Raw genomic sequence first — 22,173 nt, 5'->3', positions numbered from 1 at the left:
GAGGCATGGCGACGACGAAGAGGCATGGCGACGGCGAAGAGGCATGGCGACGGCGAAGAGGCATGGCGACGGGCACGGAAGCGGGGCATGGAAACGGGGCCGAGCGCGTTGCCCTGGCGAGGGGGTGCGTCCATGGGGGAGGCAAGCAGGCGTGAACACGCAGGCCACGACGGCCACGCAGACCACGCAGACCACGCAGACCACGCAGACCACGCAGACCACGCAGGCCACGGAGGCCATGACAGCCACGCAGGCCACGCAGGCCACGGAGGCCAGGGCAGCCACGGAGGCGACGGCAGCCACGGAGGCCCGGTACCCGCGGGCGGGCGTGAGCTGGCCGTCTGGACGAGGGCGACCCTCGGCGGCTCAGGCCTGCCGCTCGACCTCCTGACGGCCAGGTTCGACCGCCATCGGTACGCGCCCCACGCGCACGACGAGTTCGCCGTCGGCGTCGTCGTCGCCGGCGCGGACGTCATCGACTACCGCGGCGGCCGGATCCGTTCGGGCCCCGGCGCGATCGTGGTCCTGGGCCCCGGCGAGGTGCACACGGGCGGGCCCGCCGTGACCGACGACGGCTACGCCTACCGCGCCCTGTACCCGGCGACATCCCTGCTCACCGAGGGCACCCTGGGCATCCCGGACTTCCGCGAACCACTCGTCGACGACCCCGAACTGGCCGCCGCCCTGCGCCGCGCCCACACCGAGCTGAGCGCGTGCCCGGACCCCCTGGAGGCCGAGTCCCGGGTGCCGTGGCTGCTCACGGCCCTGGCCCGCCGCCATTCCACGGTCCGCCATGTGTGCGACACGATCCCGGGCGCGGGCCGCGTGGCGGAGGCGGTACGCGACCGCCTCGCCGACGAACTCCTCGCCCCGCCCTCCCTCGCGGCCCTGGCGGCGGACCTCGGCCTGTCCCGCTACCAACTCCTCCGCGCGTTCCGTACGAGCATGGGGATGCCGCCTTACGCATGGCTGGCCCAGTACCGGGTGAACCGCGCCCGATGCCTGCTGGATGCGGGCCACCGCCCCGCCGAGACGGCCGCTCTCGTGGGCTTCGCGGACCAGGCACACCTCACCCGCTGGTTCCGGCGGGTGCTGGGGGTGACGCCGGCGGCGTACCGCAACAGCGTTCAAGACTCCCGACGCTGAGCCGGCCGAGACTGCGCACATGACTGCACGCGGCTGGTTTCTCTTCTCCCTCATGGGAGTGCTCTGGGGCATCCCCTATCTGATGATCAAAGTGGCGGTGGACGGTGGCATGTCCGCGTCCATGGTGGTGTTCGCGCGCTGCGCGGTGGGCGCGGCGCTGCTCCTCCCCTTCGCCGTCCGCCAGGGAAACCTGATCAACGTCGTACGAGCACACTGGCGCCCCATGCTGGCCTTCGCGTGCATCGAGATCATCGGCCCGTGGTGGACCCTGACCGACGCCGAACGCCATCTCTCCAGCTCGACGGCGGGCCTGCTGATAGCGGGCGTACCGATCGTCGGCGTCCTCCTGGCCCGTTTCTTCGGCGACACGGAACGCCTCGGCGCCCGCCGCACGGCAGGCCTGGCGCTGGGTCTGGGCGGAGTGGCGGTCCTGACGATCCCGCACCTGACGGGCGGCGACGCCCGCTCTCTCACGGAGATGCTGGTCACGGTGGTGGGCTACGCGACGGCCCCCTTGATCATGGCCCGCTACCTCCGCCAGGTCCCCACCCTGCAACTGATAGCCCCCTGCCTGCTCCTCTCCGCCCTGGTCTACGCCCCGGCGGCGACCCTGCAATGGCCCTCCACCCCGCCCTCCCTCCCGGTCCTGGCCTCCCTCGCGGGCCTGGGAGTCATCTGCACGGCGCTCGCGTTCGTCGCCTTCCTGGAACTGATCAGGGAGGCGGGACCGACCCGCGCGGTGGTCTTCACGTACGTCAACCCGGCGGTGGCGGTGACGGCGGGCGTCCTGTTCCTGGACGAGGAACTGACGGCGGGAGTGGTGGCGGCCTTCACCCTGATCCTGCTGGGCTCGTTCCTGGCGACGGCCTCGGGACGGCGGCGGGGCGAACGCCCGGTAGCATGGTCGACACGGCAGACGAGCCGGGCGGACGGCCGCGTGGAGTCCCCTTCGGGGGCGCTTCCCGAGGAACGTCCGGGCTCCACAGGGCAGGGTGGTGGCTAACGGCCACCCGGGGTGACCCGCGGGACAGTGCCACAGAAAACAAACCGCCCGGGACCTCGGTCCCGGGTAAGGGTGAAACGGTGGTGTAAGAGACCACCAGCGCCTGAGGTGACTCAGGCGGCTAGGTAAACCCCACCCGGAGCAAGGTCAAAAGGAGCGCTGTAAAAGGCGCTCTGCGAGGACGTTCGAGGGCTGCCCGCCCGAGTCCCCGGGTAGACCGCACGAGGCCGGCGGCAACGCCGACCCTAGATGGATGGCCGTCTCCCCGGCCGCCGCGAGGCAGCCGGGCGACAGAACCCGGCGTACAGCCCGACTCGTCTGCCCCTAAGTGCCACTGACCAGTGAAAGTAATGGTCAGGGGCACTTTTCTACTGAATCTGAGACCTAGCCAGAACCCGTTCCGCACCGGTTCAGTCGGGGTCGCATGGCTACGTACGTAGCCATGAAGGTAGCCGTGAGGCGTGGTGTTGGAGATCGGCGTCCTCGAGGCCTGACCTGAGGCAAGTGACGTCTGCCCTGGAGCATCCAGGTTCCGCCGCCTAGTGGCACTATCCAGCGCTGAGAGCTATGGCTGTCGATCTCGTAGGCTTCACCAGCTCATGGAGCTTCGCCCGAGTCTCCGGATCCGTTGAGTAGATGGCCGTGCCGACCATGCCACGCGTCAGGAGCACCTTGTACGTATTGCGGATCAAGCGATCCACGTCGTTGTCCGATGCCGCAGTCTTGCCGTTCCCCCTCCGCAGGGCGGGATCCTTCGAAGCCGCCCGGTCGACGACCCAACCGTTCTCCCGCCAGACGAAATCGGGCCCGATGATCACGCCGCTCCAGTCGTACTCGAAGCCCTGCGCCGTGTAGACGCAGCCGATCTGGTCGAAGCCGGCAGGGTCAGTGGCCCAAAGCGCTGAGGGCGGTGCACCCATGATCGACCGCTCGCCCTTGAGGTTCCACGGCCGGGCCCATCCGCCGATTTGCACATCGGCGGGAAGCGGCTCGCCCGGCTTGGCATCCGACCAGCGCCAACAGAACCCGGCTGACAACCGGGCCCCGTACCCCTTCGACCGCTTCTCGTCCAGAAGGGCTTCCAACTCCTCCGGAGAATCGACGACATCGAGCTGCATCCGACCGTCGGGTTCCCATACGACGGCCTTGTCGCCCTCCAGCCCCAGCAGCCGTACGACCCACCGCAAATACGCGTCGCTCCCACCACAGCGGAACTGGCTGTCCAGCTCCACCACCCGGCACGCCAGATCCTTCTGCGCGGCCGCTGCCTTGATCTCATCGACGGTCCCTGTCTCTCCGGGCCGTACCACCTGATGCTGGTCCAGGAGAAAAACGGGCACACGGGCAACGTCGATCAGTTCCTCGAGCTGCCGCTTGCCGGTGCGCTGAGTCGCCGGAGTGAAACGGCTCGCGGACGTCTCCCGCACGCGATGGGCTTCGTCGCACATCAGCACGTCCAGGCTGTTGCGCTTTGCGGTCACGAAACTGTTGAAGTATTTGAAGAGGTCCCGCACTTCGGGCTTCCGCGCGCCGGCCACCTTGCGCATGGTCCTGGTGAACGACTGCGAGCCCGTCGCGTGCAGAGCGGGAACCCCACGCCGGTACAGCTCACCGAGGAGCGACAGAGCGATCACACTCTTGCCCGTCCCGGGCCCACCCGTGATGATTACAACTTCTTTACGATCAGCCTCGTGCGCCCGCTCGACGGCTTTCAGCACGGTCTCGTACGCCACACGCTGCTCATCGAGAAGGACGAAGTGCTCCCGCTCGCGCACCTCCTGCGCCGCGACGGCCATCAACTGCTTCGAAGGCTGAACCTTGGCAAGTAACAACTCGTCGGCTGCCTGGGCTCCGGACGCGGTGCTCAGCTTCGACTGCAGGTACGCGAGGAAGTCCCCGCGCCTGTCGGCCGTGAACATACGGCCACGCGCACTGAGTTCGACTTCGTCGAGACCGGACACACCGAACGCGGTCGCATTGTGCAGATAGGCGACCCCCGAAATCCGCTCAGGACGCTGAGCCAGTGCTCCGTTGAAGGCGACGAGGTAGTCGCAGTAACCACGGACCTGCTGGATGGGGTTGAGAACCGCACGTGCGTAGTCGGGTACGAAACACAGCAGGGGATCATCGTCGTCGGGATGCGCCTCACTCCATTGCTTCAGCTCGACGACGACATATGACGGCGCACCGGTCCGGGGGTGAACACCGGCGAGAACCGCATCGGCCCGCTTGCTCGTCAAAGGCAACCCGAACTCCAGCAACACCTCCACCTGACCCAGCCCCGCATCGAGTAATGCGTCGGTGAGTGCCGGGATGCTCCGCTCCCAGGAGCGCGATTCCGCCATGCTCGGCCTGTACCCGTGGATCCGAGTGAACTGCTCGATGAGATAGAGGCCCAGTGACCCTTCGAGGTGTCGGGCGGCGACCGCAGTGGCGGAATCACGGAACAGCAAGAAATGCCCCCAGGCAGCACGAAGTATCCCGTGCGGGTGGGGGCGTGTCCTGAGGCGGAAGCCCGGCGGGCCGCATTGACGATCGATCGAATGCTACCGAACGGCCTGCCCGGCCAACCGGCGGAAAGTCGTCGTCACGGGCTGGCGATCTTGCGCATCTTCTTGGGGAGCGGATGCTGCACCGAGGTGATCACGTGCCCGCGCAGAGCGTCCCGAGTGGCCTCATCCGTCGCATAGATCACCACGCCCATGATCCCGCGGGTCAACAGCACGTGATACGCGTTGCGGACGCACCGGTTGATGTCTGCCTCGTCGATAGTCCTGGGCCGGAGTTCCGGATCATGGGTGGCGGTCCGGTCGATGACGAAACGGCCGTCGCGCCAGACGAGATCGGGACCGATGATCACGCCCACCCAGTCGAACTCGAAGGTCTGGGCGGTGTAGACGCAACCGACCTGCCCCGTTCCCCGCGGGTCGGTCGCCCAGAAGTCGGCATCGGGTGCGCCTTCCACGGCATGGCCGCTCTTCACGTTCCAGGGCTGCTGCCAATCGTCGATGGTGACGTCCGGGACCAGCTTGCCGTTCTCGTCCGGATCACTCCACGGCCAACAGAAACCGGCGACGACGCGCGTGCTCGCCCCTGTGAGTCGATGCCCTTCAAGGAAGTCCGTCATTTCCTGCGGCGAGTCGGCGAGGTGGACCTGCATCCGTCCGTCGGGTACCCAGACCTGAGGGGTGTGCACGCCCACGCTGAGCAGCTTCAGCACCCAGTCCCTGTAGTAGGCGCTTCCCTGGGCCCGGAACATGCCGCCCAGGTCGATGAGCGTGTGCCGAAGCCCCAACGCCTTCGCACGTTCGATCAGGTACTCGGCCGTGCCTACCTCGCCCGGGCGAAGGGACTGCCAGTCGTCGAGCAGGAAGACGGGGACGCGCGCTGCCTCTATGATCTCGTCGGCCTGAGGGCGTGCGTTCTCCCGCTCCTCGCGTGGTGTGTATCGGTCGACGGAGTGACGACGGATGCGGTGCGCCTCATCACAGATGACCACGTCACAGCTGTCCGGTGGCAGCTTCTTCAGCTGGTTGAAGTAGGTGAACAGCCGTGTGGCTTCCTTCTTCAGCTTCCCCTTCATCCCACGCGGAGCGTTCTGCGCGTAGGTCTCGCGAAGGGTCAGGGTGAGCGCCTTGGCCCCGGAGGCGTGAACGACATTCCAGCCGGCCTGGTCCAGAGTGCGCCGGAGCTCGAGCGCGATGGCGCTCTTCCCGCTGCCGGGCCCGCCTCGGACGATGATGACTTCCTTCGTGCCGCCCTCGCGGACCCGCCGTACCGCCTCGTGCACGTCTTGGTGCGCCAACTCCTGCTCGTCCAGCAGCTGGAAGCGCTCCGGTGGCCCCATACGCGCGGGAAGGTTGACGTCGGCGATCTTCGGAGGATCGTACTCAGGGGAGTCGATCAGCACCTGGGCGGCCTCCCCACCCGGCAGCGCGGCCAGCCGAGCGCCGAGCAGCTTCCGGAACCGCTCGAACCGGTCCATGGTGTAGAGCCGTCCGTGCTCGCTCTCCGGAAGCTCGAAGAGCTCTCGCACGTCGTCGTCGTGAGTGTTGTGCATCAGCACGGCTCCGACGACGCTCTCGGGCTTCCCGCGCAGTGCGGCCTTGTACTGCACCAGGTAGTCGCAGTATTTCTGCACCTGCCGGACCGGATGCAGTTTCCAGTTCGCGAAACCGAGATCGACGGCGACCGACCGATTCGGGTGCACGGTCGCGGAACGTTGCTGCTTCAGCTCGATCAATACGTACGAGGGTGCGCCGCTGCCCGGGTGTACGCCGGCCAGGAGTACATCCACATCGGCGTCGGTGTGCGGAAGCCCGAACTCTATGAACACCTCCACCTGGCCAAGACCTCGTTCGACGAGGGCATTGATCACCGGAGGAAGACTGTTCTCCCAGGCCTCGACAAGACCGTTCGCCGGAGGCGTCCCGTCCTGATCCCTGCCCTTCTTCCGCTTGTGCTTGTCCTTGTAGGCCAGGACCAACCGTTCGGTCAGTGGACGATGAGCCATCCCGGGTTGCCGCTTGACCTCCTCGGCCAACGAAGCAGCAGACTCCCGGAGCAGATACGACGACAAGGACTTCTCCCACGGCACGCCAAACCCCTTGCGGGTGGAGGCGTGTCCTGGGGAGCGGAAGCCTGGCGGGCCGCGATGACAGCCTGCGACATTAGCTCGATTCGAAGCCTCGTGCGCAAGATTCAGCCAGGAACGCCAAGCGAGCAGAGGGGAGGTAATCGCTACACGGTAAGGTCGGCCGAATACTTTTTGACCGCATGCTCCCTGTGTCTCCCCGTACCGTTGGGACAGGACGTCCTCGACCACGTGCGGCGTCTCATGCCGTCGGCCGAGCCGTACCGTTCTGGGCGACGGGGAGTTCAAGGAGTCCTTCACCTACTTCAGCAACTTCGTCACCCCGCCCGACCCGCCTCTGGACGTACTGATCTGCGACGAGGCCCACCGTCTGCGTGACCGCTCCACCAACCGCTCTGGAAGCCGGAGGACTGGGGCAGCAAGCCTCAGGTGGACGAACTCCTCGACGCCTCGCGGTTGACGGTGTTCTTCCTCGACGAGGGACAGTCCGTGCGCCCTCAGGAGGTCGGCACAGCCGCTCTCGTGGAGGAGGCCGCGAAGCGCTACGACGCGGTCCTGCTCCGTAGCAGCCTGCGGGAACAGTTCCGCTGCGGCGGCAGCGACGGCTACATCCGCTGCATACGCGGCGCCTTGGGAGTGTCCGAGGCGAAGCCGGAGCTGTGGACCCCGGACGGCGTGATGCACGTCGAGGTCGTGAACAGCTCGGAGGAGGAACTGGAGCGGATCATCCGTTCCGAGGCGGGGGCCGGAGCGTCCGCCCGCATGGTCGCCGGTCACCGCTGGCCCTGGACGAAGCTCCTGGGCAAGGAGAAGCGACTCGAACCCGACATCTGGATCGGTGACTGGCACCGGCCGTGGAACGCGTACAGCGATTCCTTCTGCGAGAACAAGACCGTCCCGCCCTCCAATATCTGGTCGGTGCACGAGAACGGCCTCGGCCAGATCGGCTGTGTGTATACCTCTCAGTGCTTGGAGTGGGACTGGTGCGGCGTGATCATGGGTGACGGCATGGTGCGCCGGGGTGACCGCTGGATGTTCCGCCGGGGCAAGGAGCGGGCGGACAAGGAGGCGGACGTCAAGCGGGTCGCCGTTCCCGGGTCGTTCGATCCCGAGGTGAAGCCGAAGAGCGCGGACGACGACGAGTTCGCCCGGCTTGTCCGGCACGCGTATCACGTGCTGATGACCCGGGCGAGCCCGGCGACCGTGCTCTGTTCCACGGACGAGGAGACCAGGGCGCATCTGAAGGGGCTCGTCGGTAACGTCCACATCCACGGCCTGCGACCGACCTGGGAGAACCTCCCGGAGCAGGCGCGACAGCCACAGCTGCCCCGCCCCGGCCGCGGAGGTCGCCGCCGCAGGAACCGCCAGAAGAAGGGCACTCCGCCAGACGAGATGCGCCTGTTCTGAATCGGTGCGTCAGTAAGTGGAGTGGCGGGCTCCCGGGCCCGCCACCTGCCGGTCAGAAGACCAGGCGCGCTGCCACGGCAAGGGCCGTCACCAACAGATTGGTGACGACTCCCACCGCGACGTCGACCAGAATCTGACGAATCCGGTCATGACGTGCACGGGTGTACTCAACGGGGTTCATCGGTTTCCACTCCTGAGCATGAGCTGGGAATGGCAGGGATCGCCCTACCGGGCATCCGCAGTCACACCGCGTATGACACGCGGTGGAGACCGTTCGTCGCTCATCGCCGAGGACCGGCTCCTGGAACACCGCCGACGTAACCTCCGGGAAGGCGCGCAGCGAGTAACCACGTTAGTGCACGCGCCAGTTGACGCAAACCGATTCAGAACGTCGCCGGTCGCGGGACGACGGGTGGATCGGAACGACCTGGCTCAGCTCCGTGTCACCCTGTTGAGTTCGCAGAGAGCTCGGTGGTAGTCCAAGTGTGCTTCGTCGATGCGATGTCCGTTGTGTCGGCGAAGCTGTTCCACTGATCCGCCCCCGTGCGTATTCCTCACCATGCCGTTGACATCGACGTAGATTTCCAGCCCGTCGAAGAGAACGTGGTGGTTGGGGCACAGACAGAGCAGATTCGGCAGTTCGTCCGGACCGTTGTGAGGCTTCCCGAGACCGCGTATGTGAGCGGCCTCGCTGTACGGCCTGCGCTTGTACTGCAGACGCTTCCCACAGACCTGACAGCCGTGTCCGTGCAGTTCCTTGACCTCACGGGCGATCGCGGGGTCGCGGACAAGTTCTGAGAAGGTACGCGGCCGTCGTGCGGCGGGACCGGTCGCACGCTCGGTCGCGGCGGTACCCTCCTGGTCGTCAGAGTCCTCGTCTCCGTCGATCAGGCCGTCAGCCGTGGCGTACCCGGCGAGGCCCACCCGATCGAGCAACTCACGCTGGTCGACACCGTCGAAGTACGTGCCGCACAGCTTGATCACGGCCTGCAGACGGATGAGGGGGTCCCTCAGCAGCTCAGCGCTCGTGTGGGTGAGGCCGGCAACGGGTTGGGTCGAGTCGAGGGCGCCTACTCCCGGCGCAGAGCCGGCCTCACGGTCTATCCCGTGCAGCTCCCATAGGCCGCTGCCACGCAGGTGCCAGAAGGGGTACTCGGGGGTGACTTTCGAACCGGGGAGTCCGAACTCGGCGAGGAGTGGACCCACCTCCGCCCGGAAGAGCGCCCACGGTGTCAGGCGTGGCCTGTCCGCGGAAATCCGGGATATCGCCCACAGCAAGGACAACGGCTGGTGGCGGCTGGCTGCTTTGCTTCCTGGTTGACGATGAGTGTGGAGGGAGCCCAGCTGCTCCAGCAGGCCCTCCGCGGTGAAGTCGTCGGATGCGGTCGTGCCTGAAGGCGGCACCGGTGGTGACGGAACCACCCGCCAACTCTTCGGCGGCAGGAGTGGGAGAACGCCGCGGTAGTTCTCGGGGGACCGCAGGGTGAGGCTGCGCAGAGGTACCGGAACGTTCATCCTGCGCAGCACGGGTGCTGCGAGGACAAGGGTGGAGAATTCCTCAACGTCCCCCAGCGCCATGATGTGTTCCCAAGTGGCATTGTCGTCATCGGCTCCCCAGACCCTCCGTGCCACAGGTGGGCTGGTGAACAGGTGGAGGATGCGTGCGCGAGCGAAGAAATGATTCTCCGTGTAGAAGTACACGTCGTCGCCGACACGGCGATCTCGCAGGGCTCGCACTTTCTCGTTGTTGGCTTGCGCAGTGGGAGTGGTACCCCACAATCGCGCGATTCCGTCTGGATACAGGGCGTTCAGCGTGGTCGCCTGGTCGCCGAGCACATCGTGGATGTCCGCGATCCGGATGCCTCGATGCACCGACTTGGCGAAGTTCTCTGCCCCTCGAAGCCGGGCCCCGCCGCGAGGCTGGAGGAGTATCTGCGGCTCGACCTGTTGCGGGTGGTCCGCAGTGGTGCTTCCGTCCTTCACGGTGAAGCCGAGTGCTCGCAGGCGCTGCGCCACCGTGTGCGCACCTCCGCTGAAGTCGTCAGCCGGCAACAGGGTGCCGACCGAGTAGAGATGAGCTACACCGGCTATGGCCTTCGAGTCGTAGCTGTCTCCGTCCACGACCAGCACGTATGTCAACGCCCGGCCGAAGCTGTACCGATGGCGAAACGTTTCGCGTCCCAAGCGCTGACACTCCGCGACCGCAGCCAGCACGCCTGCACGCGTGATATCCCCAAGTCCCATGCGCAGGACATTAGTAGGTAGGTATGACAAGTGCCGCCGTGTGTCGACTCGTTGCCTGACCGGTTCACTGCTTTCGCCTCGGTGAATCCCCTATAGGCGCAAGGAGGGCAAATCGCCCGGCTGTATTTCGCCATGTGGGGCGAATGTCCTGTAGCCCCGCTCTTCACAACCTCTTCTCATGCCCCTGGCACCCACTAGGATCTGCTTTAAGGGTCTGACCATGGGCAAAGGCGACCTTGCGGGACAAGGGGAGCGGGGAACAGGCATGCGGGAAGGCCGGTGGGTCACGGTCACCGAGTCCGAGTTCGATCATGAGCGTCGTGGCCTGGAGGCGATCCGGGAGAAGCTGCCGGACTCCGACCCCTGGCGGGCCTGGTCGAACTTCACCTTCACCGCGAACACCGGGCACGTCCGCGAGGTGGACCTGCTGGTCGTCGCCCCCGGTGGCGTCTGCATGATCGAGCTGAAGGACTGGCACGGCTCGGTCACGTCCGAGAACGGCACCTGGGTGCAGACCACCCCGGGTGGCCGCCGCCGTACGCACGGCAATCCGCTGCACCTTGTCAACCGCAAGGCCAAGGAACTGGCCGGCCTGCTCGCGCTGCCCGGCAACAAGCGGGTCTGGGTCGCGGAGGCCGTCTGCTTCACGGACAACGGCCTCCGTGTACGCCTGCCCGCTCACGACCAGAACGGCGTCCACACCGTCCACCAGCTGGTCGAGATGCTCAAGCAGCCGCCGCGCGACGAGCGGCGCCGCATCACCGCGATCGGGTCGCGCGAGATCGAGGCGGCCCTCAAGCACATCGGCATCCGCAAGAGCGACGCGCAGTACAAGGTCGGCCCGTACGAGCTGCAGCGGAAGTCCTTCGACTCCGGGCCCACCTGGGCGGACTACCTCGCCCGCCACAGCGACCTCCCCGAGGCCGCCCGCGTCCGCATCTACCTCAGCGAACGCGGCTCCGACGCCTCCCTGCGCCAGTCCGTGGAGAACGCGGCCCGCCGCGAGGCCGCCGTGCTGGGCCGCTTCAAGCACCCGGGCGCGGTCGAGCTCAAGCAGTACTTCCCCTCCGGGCACGCGGCCGGCCCCGCGCTGATCTTCGACTACCACCCGGACACCCTGAAGCTGGACGAGTACCTGGTCCAGTACGGCGAGAAGCTGGACATCCTCGGCCGGATGGCGCTGGTCCGCCAGCTCGCCGAGACGATACGTTCCGCGCACCGCAGCCGTATCCACCACCGGGCGCTCGCCGCCCGTTCCGTGCTGGTCGTCCCCCGGCCGCGCGGTGCGAAGGGCCGGGCCGTGGGGGAGGAGGCCGCCTGGCTCACCCCGCAGCTCCAGATCTCGGACTGGCAGATCGCCACCCAGCGCAGCGGCGACTCCTCGCAGGGCCAGGGCATGACTCGTTTCGCGCCGACCGCGCTGTCCGCCCTGCACGTGGCCGACGACGCCGACGCCTACCTCGCCCCCGAACTCACCGCCCTCAAGCCCGACCCGGTCCATCTCGACGTGTACGGGCTCGGCGTCCTCACCTACCTGCTGGTCACCGGCAAGGCCCCGGCCGCCAGCCAGGCCGAGCTGCTGGCCCGCCTGGAGGCGGGCGAGGGCCTGCGCCCCAGCTCCCTTGTGGACGGCCTGTCGGAGGACGTGGACGAGCTGGTGCAGGCCGCCACCGCCTACCGGCCAGGCCAGCGACTCTCCAGCGTCGACGAGTTCCTGGAATTGCTGGAGGTCGTCGAGGACTCCCTGACCGCCCCGGCCCAGGCGGCCACCGCCGCGGAGGCCCCGGACGACGAGGACGGCGACGGGACCACAGCGGACAAGGATCCCCTCGAAGCCGTCGCCGGTGACGTGTTCGACGGCCGCTGGGAGATCCGCCGCCGCCTCGGCACCGGCTCCACCAGCCGCGCCTTCCTCGTCCGCGACCTCCAGGCCGAGGCCCGCAGGACCCGTCCGCTGGCCGTGCTGAAGGTCGCCCTCTCCGACAGCCGCAGCGAGATCCTCGCCCGCGAGGCCGAGGCCATGGGACGCCTGCGCCCCCACTCCGGCATCATCCGCCTCGTCGAACCCGAGCCGCTGCACATCGGCGGCCGTACGGTCCTGGCGCTGGAGTACGTCGGCGACGAGCGTGACGACAACGGACAGGGCACCGAGGGCGGGGTCCGTCCGCGCCGCCGTGAGGAGACCGTAGCTCGCCAGCTCCGCGACAACGGCCGTCTCCAGGTGGACCAGTTGGAGGCGTACGGCGACTATCTCTTCGGAGCCGTCGACTTCCTGGAGGGCGAGGGCATCTGGCACCGGGACATCAAGCCCGACAACATCGCCGTCCGCATCCGCCCCAACCGCACCCGCGAACTCGTCCTCATCGACTTCTCCCTCGCCGGCTACCCGGCGAAGAGCACCAACGCGGGCACCGACGGCTACCTCGACCCCTTCGTCGATGTCATCACCCGCGGCTCGTACGACTCGCACGCCGAGCGGTACGCCGTCGCCGTCACCCTGCACCAGATGGCCTCCGGCGAGCTGCCCAAGTGGGGCGACGGCAGCCTCCTGCCCCGGATGACCGACCCGAAGGAGTGGCCGTACCCGACGATCGCGGCCGAAGCCTTCGACCCGGCCGTACGGGACGGCCTCGTCGCCTTCTTCCAGAAGGCCCTGCACCGCGACGCCGGCCGGCGGTTCCCTGAGCTGAAGCCGATGCGGGACGCCTGGCGCAAGGTCTTCCTCGACGCCTCGCAGACCGTCCCGTCCAGCCACCGTTCCCGCCACCCCGCCGCCACGCCCACGGGGGAGGAAACCCCCGCCGGAGGCGCCGCCGCGGTGGCGATCGCCGACGCCGAGCCGGAGACCGCCGAGCAGCAGCGCGACCGCCTCGCCGCCGAGGTCACCCGCGACACCCCGCTGACCGTCTCCGGCCTCACGCCCGCCGCCCAGTCCTTCCTCTACGGCCTCGGCATCACCACGGTCGGCGAACTGCTCGACTACAGCCGCCGCAAGCTCGTCAACGCCCCCGGCCTCGGCGCCAAGACCCGCAACGAGGTCCAGCAGCGGCAGCGCGAGTGGGGCGAGCTGCTGCGCGAGATCCCCGTCTCGCCGCTCACACCGAAGGGCCGCGCGGAGGCCAAGGAGGAGCTGGAACAGCTCACGGCCGCCGAGTCGGCCCTGGTGGGCCAGCTCGCGACGGGCGAGTCGGCGGGTGCGCTGCCCGCCCGCACCCTGCGCTCGGTCAGCCTCGACACCCTGGCCACCGTCTTCGTGCCGGCCGTCAACAACAACGGCTCCAACCGCAACAAGGCGGAGATGGTACGGCTGCTGCTGCGCCTGCCCGACGAGCACGGCGTGCTGCCCGGCATCGGCGTCTGGCCGAAGCAGAAGGACGTCGCGGACGCGCTGGGGCTGAGCCATGGCCGTATCCCGCAGATGCTCAAGGACGAGCGCAAGCGCTGGAAGGCGGAGCCTGCCGTCCAGGCACTGCGCGAGGAGATCATCGACCTGCTCGTGAGCATGGGCCGGGTCGCCTCGGCGGTGGAGATCGCGGACGCACTGGCCGTTCGGCGCGGTACGCATCTCGCGGGGCGCGAGCAGCGGCGCGCGATGGCCTTGGCGGCCGTACGGGCCGTGGTCGAGGTCGAGCAACTGCTGCCGCAGGAGGCCGAGTTCCTGCACCAGCCGAACCGCAAGGCGACGGACGAGTCCCTGGGCGCCGGCCTGCTCGCCTTGGACGTACGGGAGAACGACGGCCCGGATACTCCTACTGCGCCGGGCTTGCTGGAGTACGCGACCCGCCTCGGCAAGACGGCCGACCGGCTCACCAAGCTGGACACCCTCCCGACAGCGGCGACCGTACTCGCCGAGCTGAGCGCGCTGACGGTACCGCCGGGCGCGGTGGACTGGGACGAGCGGCGGATGGTGGAGCTGGCGGCGTCGTCGTCGCTGAACGCCGCCGCAACTCCACGCCTGGAGATCTACCCGCGCGACCTGCCGCTGGTCCGGGCGCTGCGCCTCACCCAGGCTGGGCTCGTCCGCTGGATCCCGGGGATGCCGGAGGGGCAGCAGCCGGGCCTAATCGGCGAGGCCGTGCATGAGCGGGTCCGTGCCCGCTTCCCGGAGATGGTCGTTCCCGACGGGCGTGGCGGCACGACCCACGAACTGCCGACGGGCGGTCCGCTCACCAAGGCGTTGCGCGACGCCGGCTTCGAACTGTCGCTCAGCATGCACGAGCGCGAGGGCGTACTGCGCTACCTGCCGACTCGAGTGGACGACGCGTCGAGCTACCTGACGACGGGTGCGTGGCGGCAGTCGACGCGTATGGGGGCGGTGACGCGGTACGCCGACGACCCGCAGCTCGCGGGCGCGGTCCGCGCGGAGGAACGGCTGCTCGCCTCGGCCCGCCGGGACGGGTACCGGGTGCTGACCGTACGGCAGCAGCTGGTGCGGGACGCCGTACGGGAACTGGGTGCCGAGCGGCTGGGCGCGGATGTGCTGTCGGTGACCGAGCTGTTCCTGGAGGCCTTGCACGCGCAGGTCACGCCAGGCACCAAGCCGACCTGGGAGACCCTGCTGAAGGCGGACGCCGCCGAGCCGGGTTCGAAGGGGGCGGTGCGGTTCGCGGAGTACACGCGGACGGCGTGGGGGGCGGTGGAGCCGCGGATCGCGGAGTTGTTGGGTGGCGGCGGTGGCGGCGGTGGTGCAGGTAATGCCGGTGGTGCCGGTGGCGGGGCTGGTCCTGTTGGGCCCGTTCTGCTCACGGAGGCCGGGGTGTTCGCGCGGTACGACGCGATGGGCGTCCTGGACCGGCTGGCGTCGGCGGCCCGGCGGGGCGGGCGGGGGCTGTGGCTCCTGGTCCCGCAGAGTGACCCGTTGCGCGAGCCCCGGCTCGGGCAGGTGGCTGTGCCGTACCAGGCCGGCCTGGGGGAGTGGATTCAGCTTCCGGACACGTGGGTGGGCAACGTCCACCGTGGGTCCGGCGAGGTAGTGGCTAGCGCCAGTGGTGTTGAGGGAGACGTCAAGTGATCGACCGCAAGGCTCTGTTGAACGACCTGAAGCAGCAGGTCAAGGCGGTCGAGACCGACCTCGGACGCCAGGTGAAGGTGCTGGAGGATGTCGGCGCGCGGCTGAGGGCAGAGTACGACCAGGCGCGCAAACTGGGGCGTACGGCGGCGACGTGGACCTCGTGGCTGGACGAGCGGGTTACGCAGGTTGCGGTGGCGTGGGTGCTGGGGACTGTGTTCGTACGGTTCTGCGAGGACAACCGGCTGATCCCGGAGCCATTTCTGACGGGGCCGGAGGGGGACCGGCGGGAGCTGGCGGAGTCTCGGTACGACGCGTATGTGGAGACGGACGAGGACCCGACGTACCGGGGGTGGCTGGAGAAGGCGTTCGAGGAACTGGGACAGGGGCAGGCGGGTCGGCTGCTTTTCGACAAGCGGCACAACCCGCTGTACCAGGTTCCGGTTTCGCATGATGGGGCGCGGGAGTTGGTCGAGTTCTGGCGGGGGAGGGATGAGGGCGGTGTCCTCGTCCACGACTTCACCGATCCGCTGAACAAGGACGGCACGGAGGGGTGGGACACGCGGTTTCTGGGGGACTTGTACCAGGATCTGAGCGAGACCGCGCGGAAGACGTATGCGTTGCTGCAGACGCCGGAGTTCGTGGAGGAATTCATCCTTGATCGGACCATGGACCCGGCGGTTCGGGAGTTCGGGTACGAGGAATTGAAGATGATCGACCCTACGTGTGGGTCGGGGCACTTTGTGTTGGGGGCATTTCGGCGGCTGGTGCGGCTTTGGGGGGAGGGGCAGCCGGAGAAAGACTTGCACGAACGGGTGGAGGCTGCCCTCAAGTCGGTGCATGGTGTGGACGTTAATCCATTTGCAGTGGCTATCGCGCGCTTCCGATTGCTGGTTGCAGCAATGGCGGTAAGTGGGGTGCGGACCATGGGTGAAGCGATGAAGTATGAGTGGCCAGTCCACTTGGCAGTTGGAGACTCGCTCATCAAATCTCGGCAGCTGAGGCTCTTTGACGGAGACGAAGGCGAGGACGAGCTGGCTGAATTTGCGTACGTGACGGAAGACGTAAATGAGCACCCTGGTATTCTTCAGCAGGGGCGGTATCACGTGGTGGTTGGGAATCCTCCATACATCACAGTGAAGGATAAGAAGCTTAACGCATTGTATCGAGAAATGTACGATGCTTGTGCTGGGAAGTATGCCTTGTCGGTTCCATTTGCGCAGAGGTTCTTCGAATTGGCCCGGCGTGGAAACTCTGAAGGCTGCGGTTATGGCATGGTTGGGCAGATTACGGCCAGCTCATTCATGAAGCGCGAATTTGGGGCGAAGCTAATTGAAAATTACTTTGGGCGCGAGGTGGAACTGACAGAGGTGATCGACACTTCGGGCGCGTACATTCCGGGACATGGCACGCCGACAGTAATCCTCATTGGCAAGAGGCGTGGAGGGACTGGTCGATCTGTAACGATCCGTACGGTGCGGGGTGTCCAGGGTGAGCCGTCTGTCCCGAAGAGCGGAGAGAGTGGCGTCGTTTGGAGTTCTATCGTTAGTCATATTGATAAACCTGGACACTCTAATCCGTGGATCTCTGTTGACGACCTAGACCGCAAGCGTTATTTTGCCAAACAGCCGTGGATTCTTGCGGATGGCGGACTCGAGCTCAATCAAGCGATTGAGGAGGGTGCGGTTCTTAGGTTGCGATCAGTAATGTCGCGAGATATTGGGTTCGCTAGCTTTCCAGGGCAGGATGACGCATTCATCAGTACTCCTGCTGCGCTGCGACGCCATGGCGTCACTCCAGAGGTGGCCAGGCCGCTAATTGTCGGAGAAGTGGTCCGCGACTGGGACACGCACTGTGTCGAGAGCGCGATAACTCCCTACGGTCCGGACCTGAGGCCGCTTCCCTATGATCCCGATGCCGCCTGGGGGCGCCTCCTGTGGGGTGTACGTAGTCATCTTAGGTCCACGATCGACTTCGATGGCCACACGCAGCAGGATCTTGATAAGCCATGGTGGGCTTGGTACCGCTGGGTGTCGGAGCGATATCGTACCCCGCTTGCGATGACGTTTGCCTTTGTTGCGACGCATAATCACTTTGCGCTCGATCGTGGAGGGAAGGTGTTCAAGCAGTCTGCTCCAGTTATTAAGCTGAGAGAGGAGGCGAAAGAGGAGGAGTATGTGCAATTGCTGGGGCTCCTCAATAGTTCCAGTGCGGGTTTCTGGATGAAGCAGGTTTCTCATAATATGGGGAGCACTGTTGATTCGAAAGGTGCGCGACAGAGTACCGTACCCTTTGACGATTTCTATCAGTTCAACGGAACGCCGCTGCAATCATTTCCCCTGCCCGCCACGTATCCCACCTCTCTAGCCGTTAGTATTGAAACGCTTTCTCGGCAACTTGCTGCCCTTGCTCCTTCTGTGCTAGTAGATAAAGCAACCCCAGAAGCGATCGCACTTCGAGCGGCACGTATCAAATGGGAATCAATGCGTGCTCAGATGATCGCACTTCAGGAGGAATTGGATTGGCAGGTCTATTATCTCTATAACCTGATTCCGAACGATCTCCGTGTCTCTGAGAACGCCGATGACTCCAATGCGCGTGAAGTCGCGCTGGGCGAGCGAGCATTCGAGATTATCCTCGCCCGCCGCGTAGCTGCAGGCGAAGCCAGCGACGAGTGGTTCAAGCGGCACAGTTCCAAACCCATCACGGAGATCCCAGCTCACTGGCCCGCCCCATACCGCGAGATCGTCCAGAAGCGCATCGACGCCATCGAGTCGAACCGAGCCATCGGCATGGTCGAGCGGCCCGAGTACAAGCGGCGCTGGGCTACCGAGGGCTGGGACGTGCTTCAGGAGAAGGCCCTGCGCTCATGGCTGCTTGACCGTATGGAGAGCCGCGATCACTGGTTCGACGAGAACGACCAGCCCACCATCCTTACTCTGGCTCGCCTCACTGACGTCCTTTCCCGTGACGAGGACTTCGTCTCCGTTACCAAGCTCTACTCGCCCCGCAAGGAACTCGCGAAGGTCGTCGCCGAGTTGATTACCGGCGAGCACGTGCCGTTCCTCTCCCCTCTGCGTTACAAGCCCTCCGGCCTCAAGAAGCGCGCCGACTGGGAAGAGGTGTGGGACCGCCAGCGCAAGGAAGATGCCGCGCCGGACGAGCCCGCCAAGCAGAAGATCCGGGACTCCATCCCCGTGCCGCCGAAGTACACCTCGGCCGACTTCCTCCGTCCCTCCTATTGGAAGGCGCGCGGCAAGCTCGACGTGCCTAAGGAGCGGTTCATTTCCTACGGGCAGACCAACGCCGCCACACCCGAGCTGTACGGGTGGGCCGGCTGGGATCACCGGGAGCAGGCGCAGGCGCTCGCCACGTACTTCACCAACACCGCCCTGTCCACCGAGGAGATCACGCCATTCCTGGCCGGCCTGCTCGAACTCCAGCCGTGGCTGTCCCAGTGGCACAACGAGTTCGACATGGCCTACAGCGGCTCCCCGGCGGACTTCTTCGCCGGTTACCGCCAGCAGAAGCAGGGCGAGCACGGACTCACTGACGACGACCTCCGTGGCTGGCGTCCTCCGGCCGCGACCCGTGGTCGTCGCGCAGTAGCGAAGAAGTAATCAGGAGTAGATCGACGTCCGTCGGTTCAGGGGCCACCCGGTGCACAAGCGGGTGGCCCTGTTGCTGCACGCGCAGTTCTGCCCACACGGTCTTCCCCGGGGCGGCCTGGCGAGGGCTGACGCCCCAGTTGTCCGCGAGCGCTTCGACCAGGAGCAGGCCCCGGCCGGACTCGGAGAGTGAGTCAGCCGCCGGAGGGCTGGGTGGAGGCTGCTTCTCGGTACAAGTGTCGGTCACCTCAACGCGGACGGCGCCGTCAGCCAGGGTGAGGCAGAGGTGGAAGTCCCGGCCGGGGATGTGGCCGTGGCGTACGGCATTGGCGGTGAATTCAGCCGTGATGAGGCTGAGCGTCTCGTTGACCGAGGTCGTGTACGGGTGTCCCCAATCGTTGAGGCGGTGCGAGACGAGTCTGCGGGCGAGGCGGGCGCCGCGAGGTGTTGAGGTAAAGCACATCGCGAACTCGCGTTCGGGTGCGATGCGTTGTGGCATATGCCCGTTCGGGGGAGTTGTTGACTTCACAAGGTCAACGGTTGCCTACCGTGCGTAGCGTTGAATAGGAGTGATGCGCTGACGGGTGCGGCTGTACCCGTACGCGGTGCGCTTGTACGTGGTGTTGGGCGTGACCGGGTCCAGGGCTCCGAGTTGGCTGGCTGGGGCGGTCGTATGAGAGGAACCGTGGCGTGGACGACGAATTCAGCAGCCGGAGTACGCGGTCGGGACGGGCATGCTGTGCGTGTTCGGGCGACAGTTGAAGCTGTTTCGTGAGCGGGCGGGCATGGACCGGGCGGGGGTCGGGTCGCGGACCGGGTACTCGGCCTCGACGATCGCCTCCTTCGAGCAGGGGAGGAGGATTCCGCCGCCCCACTTCATCGATCAAGCCGATGAAGTGCTGGGCGCAGGCGGCATCTTGAGTGCGAGCAAGGAAGAGGTGGCTCGGGCTCAGTACCCGGCCTTCTTCCAGGGTGCGGCCAAGTTGGAGGCCGAGGCGGTCGAGCTTCACGTCTACGACACCCAGTTGGTCAACGGCCTCTTGCAGACCGAGGAGTACGCGCGTGCTGTGTTCGCCATATGGCAACCGCTGTTGGACGAGGCGCTCATGGAGCAACGAGTAGCCGCACGGCTGGCGCGACAAGAGATCTTCTCCCGATGCCCGGCGCCACACTTGAGCTTTGTGATCGAAGAGGCTGTCCTGCTTCGGCCACTCGGAGGAAAGGCGGTCTGGCGGGGTCAACTGGAGCACCTCATGCTGGTCGCAGAGAGACGCAATGTGGTGGTCCAGGTGATGCCGCTGTCCCGACAGGAACATGCAGGGCTTGCTGGCCCGTTCACCTTGATGGAGACAAGGGATGGGCGCAGAGTCGCGTACACGGAGGTGCAGGGCGACAGCCGCGTGCATACGGAGCGCCGGAAGGTGCGCGAGCTTGATCGTACGTACGGGATCCTTCGCGCGCAGGCCCACACTCCGACAGAATCACTGGCGTTGATCGCAAAGTTGCTGGGAGAGAGATGAGCGTGGAAAAGGCGGGGTCTGGCACCGATGCCCTGGCGTGGTTCAAGAGCAGTCACAGTGCTGGCGACGGGGGGCAGTGCGTTGAGACAGCGGCTGGCATAGGCGCCGTACACGTCCGCGACTCAAAGGACGCAACCCGCGCCTCTTTGGCCGTACAACCCACGGCGTGGACCGCGTTTGTTGAGTTCGCGGCGTTCTGACGGACGCAGGGCGGCCTTCGGCGGGCGTGGGGGCCTGTCGAGGGCCCTGCACGTGTCTGTTTCGCGCAGCACCTTCGGCAGGCCCGGCGCCTCGTCCGGATAGTGACAAGCTGACGCAGGTATGACAGGGCAATCACGTCCAACCGGCCGCGCTTGTTGGCAACGACGGTCGGGGTTCCAGGTAGCGATCAGCAGCATGACAGGCCCAGTCAGCACCCTCTGAAGGGCAAGGACGGTACGGTGCCCCGGCACTCAACTCGACCGCGCAAGCCGTGCGTCGCCACCAGCCGGCCCGCCACCAACCACTCGCGCGAGCAGACCCCTACCCAGCAGACACAACTCGGTCACATGGGACCAGAGTTGCTGTAGTTTCCTGCTATGAACCAGGGCAAAGCAGTCGAGAACCCCGAGTCCCGCTTCTCCGCAGTGCTGGTGGGCGCGGCCAAGCTTCCAGGCGTGCGTATCAACAGGGAGGCCTACCTCCGAAGCGCGCTAGCTCGCCACTGCTCCGAGGACGACATCCGAAGAGCGATCGAAGAGACCCCCGCGGCGGCGGGCATCACCGTCGAGGTTCTCGACAAGGTGGCCAACGACTCCATCCGCTACGAGACCGCCAAGGTCAGCGCTCTCTCCGCTGCCGCCGGTATACCCGGCATCCTTGCCCTTCCCGCCACCGTGCCCGCCGACTTGGCTCAGTACTTCGGCCACATGTTGCGCATCTCGCAGAAGCTCGCCTACCTCTACAGCTGGCCCGACCTGTTCTCCGACGACGGCGATGACGTCGACGACGCGACCATGGGCGTGCTCACCCTGTTCTTCGGCGTGATGTTCGGGACCCAGTCGGCGAACGCCGCTGTAGGCAAGGTCGCCGGGATGATGTCGGAGCAGGTCGCCAAGAAGCTGCCTCAGAAGGCACTCACCCAGGGTGTCATCTACCCCATAGTGAAAAAGGTTGCAGGCCACATCGGCGTCAAGATGACGAAAGACTCCTTCGCGAAGACCGTCTCGAAGGCCATCCCCCTCGTCGGAGCCGCTGTCTCCGGCGGCCTCACTTTCGCGACCTACCTCCCCATGGCCAAGAGGCTGAAGAAGCACCTCTCCAGCCTGCCACTGGCGGAACCGTCACACCGAGTGATGGATGAGGATGTCGTGGACGGCGAAGTCGTGGAAGAACACGAATCCTTCGTCAGCCCACGCAGTGAACAGCACGGCATGGACGCCACTGCCGGCACGTCGGAGGAATCCCGCTCCTGACGCCACGAACGCACTCCCGAACGCTGAAGGCGTAGAAGTGCGGGAGAACCCCTGCCCACACGCGTTGACGGGAGAGCGCAACAGATGGACGGTCTCTTCCCCAACGGCGCCGAAGCGGTCGTGGAGAAGCGACTTGGTGGCGGTTTTGCCATCTTCGGGAAGAGTGGAAGTCCTTCACCACCCCGCGTC

At 66.3% G+C, this 22,173-nt stretch carries 13 protein-coding genes, 1 other RNA gene and 1 pseudogene; 10 read left to right on the top strand and 5 right to left on the bottom strand.

Features of this window, described 5'->3' with window-relative positions:
- Positions 1–132: 132 nt before the first annotated feature.
- From C6Y14_RS21595 to rnpB, 3 genes and pseudogenes are all read left to right on the top strand, one after another.
- Positions 133–1,146 (top strand): AraC family transcriptional regulator, encoded by a 1,014-nt coding sequence (locus C6Y14_RS21595; protein ID WP_225891194.1) that lies wholly within the window; start codon positions 133–135, stop codon positions 1,144–1,146.
- Positions 1,147–1,165: 19 nt separating this feature from the next.
- A pseudogene (locus tag C6Y14_RS45895) lies at positions 1,166–1,948 on the top strand (DMT family transporter); the annotation flags it as partial.
- A 115-nt stretch (positions 1,949–2,063) separates the two neighbouring features.
- Positions 2,064–2,470, top strand: an RNA gene (gene rnpB, locus C6Y14_RS21585) — RNase P RNA component class A.
- 227 nt (positions 2,471–2,697) lie between these two features.
- Here rnpB and C6Y14_RS21580 read toward each other — a convergent pair.
- Positions 2,698–4,602, bottom strand: coding sequence for a DUF2075 domain-containing protein (locus tag C6Y14_RS21580; RefSeq protein ID WP_107018410.1), 1,905 nt, complete (start codon positions 4,600–4,602; stop codon positions 2,698–2,700).
- Between the two features lie 134 nt (positions 4,603–4,736).
- A complete protein-coding gene (locus C6Y14_RS21575) occupies positions 4,737–6,746 on the bottom strand; it encodes a DUF2075 domain-containing protein (RefSeq protein WP_159074294.1) in 2,010 nt (669 codons plus the stop codon).
- A gap of 265 nt (positions 6,747–7,011) precedes the next feature.
- Between C6Y14_RS21575 and C6Y14_RS45890 the strand changes: the two genes are divergently transcribed.
- Both C6Y14_RS45890 and C6Y14_RS21570 read left to right on the top strand, forming a co-directional pair.
- The gene (locus C6Y14_RS45890) at positions 7,012–7,203 is read left to right on the top strand and encodes a DNA/RNA helicase domain-containing protein (RefSeq protein WP_404828815.1); all 192 of its coding nucleotides are present in this window, start codon (positions 7,012–7,014) and stop codon (positions 7,201–7,203) included.
- Entirely contained in the window at positions 7,173–8,150 is a 978-nt protein-coding gene (locus C6Y14_RS21570; protein ID WP_404828811.1) for a DNA/RNA helicase domain-containing protein, read from the top strand. The genes C6Y14_RS45890 and C6Y14_RS21570 overlap by 31 nt, the downstream gene beginning before the upstream one ends.
- 52 nt (positions 8,151–8,202) lie before the next feature.
- On the opposite strand, the gene C6Y14_RS45105 is transcribed toward C6Y14_RS21570, so the two are convergent.
- Together C6Y14_RS45105 and C6Y14_RS45100 are read right to left on the bottom strand one after the other, a co-directional pair.
- The gene (locus tag C6Y14_RS45105; protein WP_225891193.1) at positions 8,203–8,331 is read right to left on the bottom strand and encodes a DUF6408 family protein; all 129 of its coding nucleotides are present in this window, start codon (positions 8,329–8,331) and stop codon (positions 8,203–8,205) included.
- Positions 8,332–8,582: 251 nt separating this feature from the next.
- Positions 8,583–10,394 carry an HNH endonuclease gene (locus C6Y14_RS45100; protein ID WP_225891192.1) on the bottom strand — a complete coding sequence of 604 codons (1,812 nt, stop codon included), beginning with the start codon at positions 10,392–10,394 and terminating at the stop codon, positions 8,583–8,585.
- Between the two features lie 265 nt (positions 10,395–10,659).
- Between C6Y14_RS45100 and pglW the strand changes: the two genes are divergently transcribed.
- Together pglW and pglX are read left to right on the top strand one after the other, a co-directional pair.
- Positions 10,660–15,405: a BREX system serine/threonine kinase PglW gene (gene pglW / locus C6Y14_RS21555; RefSeq protein WP_107018408.1), complete on the top strand. Its 4,746-nt coding sequence runs from the start codon at positions 10,660–10,662 to the stop codon at positions 15,403–15,405.
- On the top strand, positions 15,402–19,022 hold the full coding sequence (gene pglX, locus C6Y14_RS21550; RefSeq protein ID WP_107018407.1) for a BREX-2 system adenine-specific DNA-methyltransferase PglX: 3,621 nt from the start codon (positions 15,402–15,404) through the stop codon (positions 19,020–19,022). The genes pglW and pglX overlap by 4 nt, the downstream gene beginning before the upstream one ends.
- Here the strand turns inward: pglX and C6Y14_RS21545 are convergent.
- Complete coding sequence (locus tag C6Y14_RS21545; RefSeq protein WP_199854813.1) at positions 18,949–19,473, bottom strand: ATP-binding protein; 525 nt, start codon at positions 19,471–19,473, stop codon at positions 18,949–18,951. The genes pglX and C6Y14_RS21545 overlap by 74 nt on opposite strands.
- A 271-nt stretch (positions 19,474–19,744) precedes the next feature.
- Between C6Y14_RS21545 and C6Y14_RS21540 the strand changes: the two genes are divergently transcribed.
- The 3 genes from C6Y14_RS21540 to C6Y14_RS21530 all read left to right on the top strand — a co-directional run bounded on the left by C6Y14_RS21540 (position 19,745) and on the right by C6Y14_RS21530 (position 21,984).
- Positions 19,745–20,530 (top strand): helix-turn-helix domain-containing protein, encoded by a 786-nt coding sequence (locus C6Y14_RS21540; protein ID WP_107018405.1) that lies wholly within the window; start codon positions 19,745–19,747, stop codon positions 20,528–20,530.
- Positions 20,527–20,730, top strand: a complete 204-nt coding sequence (locus C6Y14_RS21535; protein WP_107018404.1) for a DUF397 domain-containing protein — start codon at positions 20,527–20,529, stop codon at positions 20,728–20,730. Before C6Y14_RS21540 ends, C6Y14_RS21535 begins: the two co-directional genes overlap by 4 nt.
- Positions 20,731–21,108: 378 nt before the next feature.
- Positions 21,109–21,984: a hypothetical protein gene (locus tag C6Y14_RS21530; RefSeq protein WP_107018403.1), complete on the top strand. Its 876-nt coding sequence runs from the start codon at positions 21,109–21,111 to the stop codon at positions 21,982–21,984.
- Positions 21,985–22,173 lie beyond the last annotated feature (189 nt).

This window comes from Streptomyces dioscori (assembly GCF_003024195.1).
Taxonomy (GTDB): Bacteria; Actinomycetota; Actinomycetes; order Streptomycetales; family Streptomycetaceae; genus Streptomyces; species Streptomyces dioscori.
The sequence above is the reverse complement of the archived record's forward strand: the minus strand, read 5'-3'. Positions and strand labels throughout refer to the sequence as shown.

Excerpts from the sequence above, each read along its gene's own strand:
- C6Y14_RS21595 (WP_225891194.1), top strand. The coding sequence starts at position 133 with ATGGGGGAGGCAAGCAGGCGTGAACACGCAGGCCACGACGGCCACGCA.
- C6Y14_RS45105 (WP_225891193.1), bottom strand. The coding sequence starts at position 8,331 with ATGAACCCCGTTGAGTACACCCGTGCACGTCATGACCGGATTCGTCAG.
- C6Y14_RS45100 (WP_225891192.1), bottom strand. The coding sequence starts at position 10,394 with ATGGGACTTGGGGATATCACGCGTGCAGGCGTGCTGGCTGCGGTCGCG.
- pglW (WP_107018408.1), top strand. The coding sequence starts at position 10,660 with ATGCGGGAAGGCCGGTGGGTCACGGTCACCGAGTCCGAGTTCGATCAT.
- C6Y14_RS21545 (WP_199854813.1), bottom strand. The coding sequence starts at position 19,473 with ATGTGCTTTACCTCAACACCTCGCGGCGCCCGCCTCGCCCGCAGACTC.
- C6Y14_RS21540 (WP_107018405.1), top strand. The coding sequence starts at position 19,745 with ATGCTGTGCGTGTTCGGGCGACAGTTGAAGCTGTTTCGTGAGCGGGCG.
- C6Y14_RS21535 (WP_107018404.1), top strand. The coding sequence starts at position 20,527 with ATGAGCGTGGAAAAGGCGGGGTCTGGCACCGATGCCCTGGCGTGGTTC.
- C6Y14_RS21530 (WP_107018403.1), top strand. The coding sequence starts at position 21,109 with ATGAACCAGGGCAAAGCAGTCGAGAACCCCGAGTCCCGCTTCTCCGCA.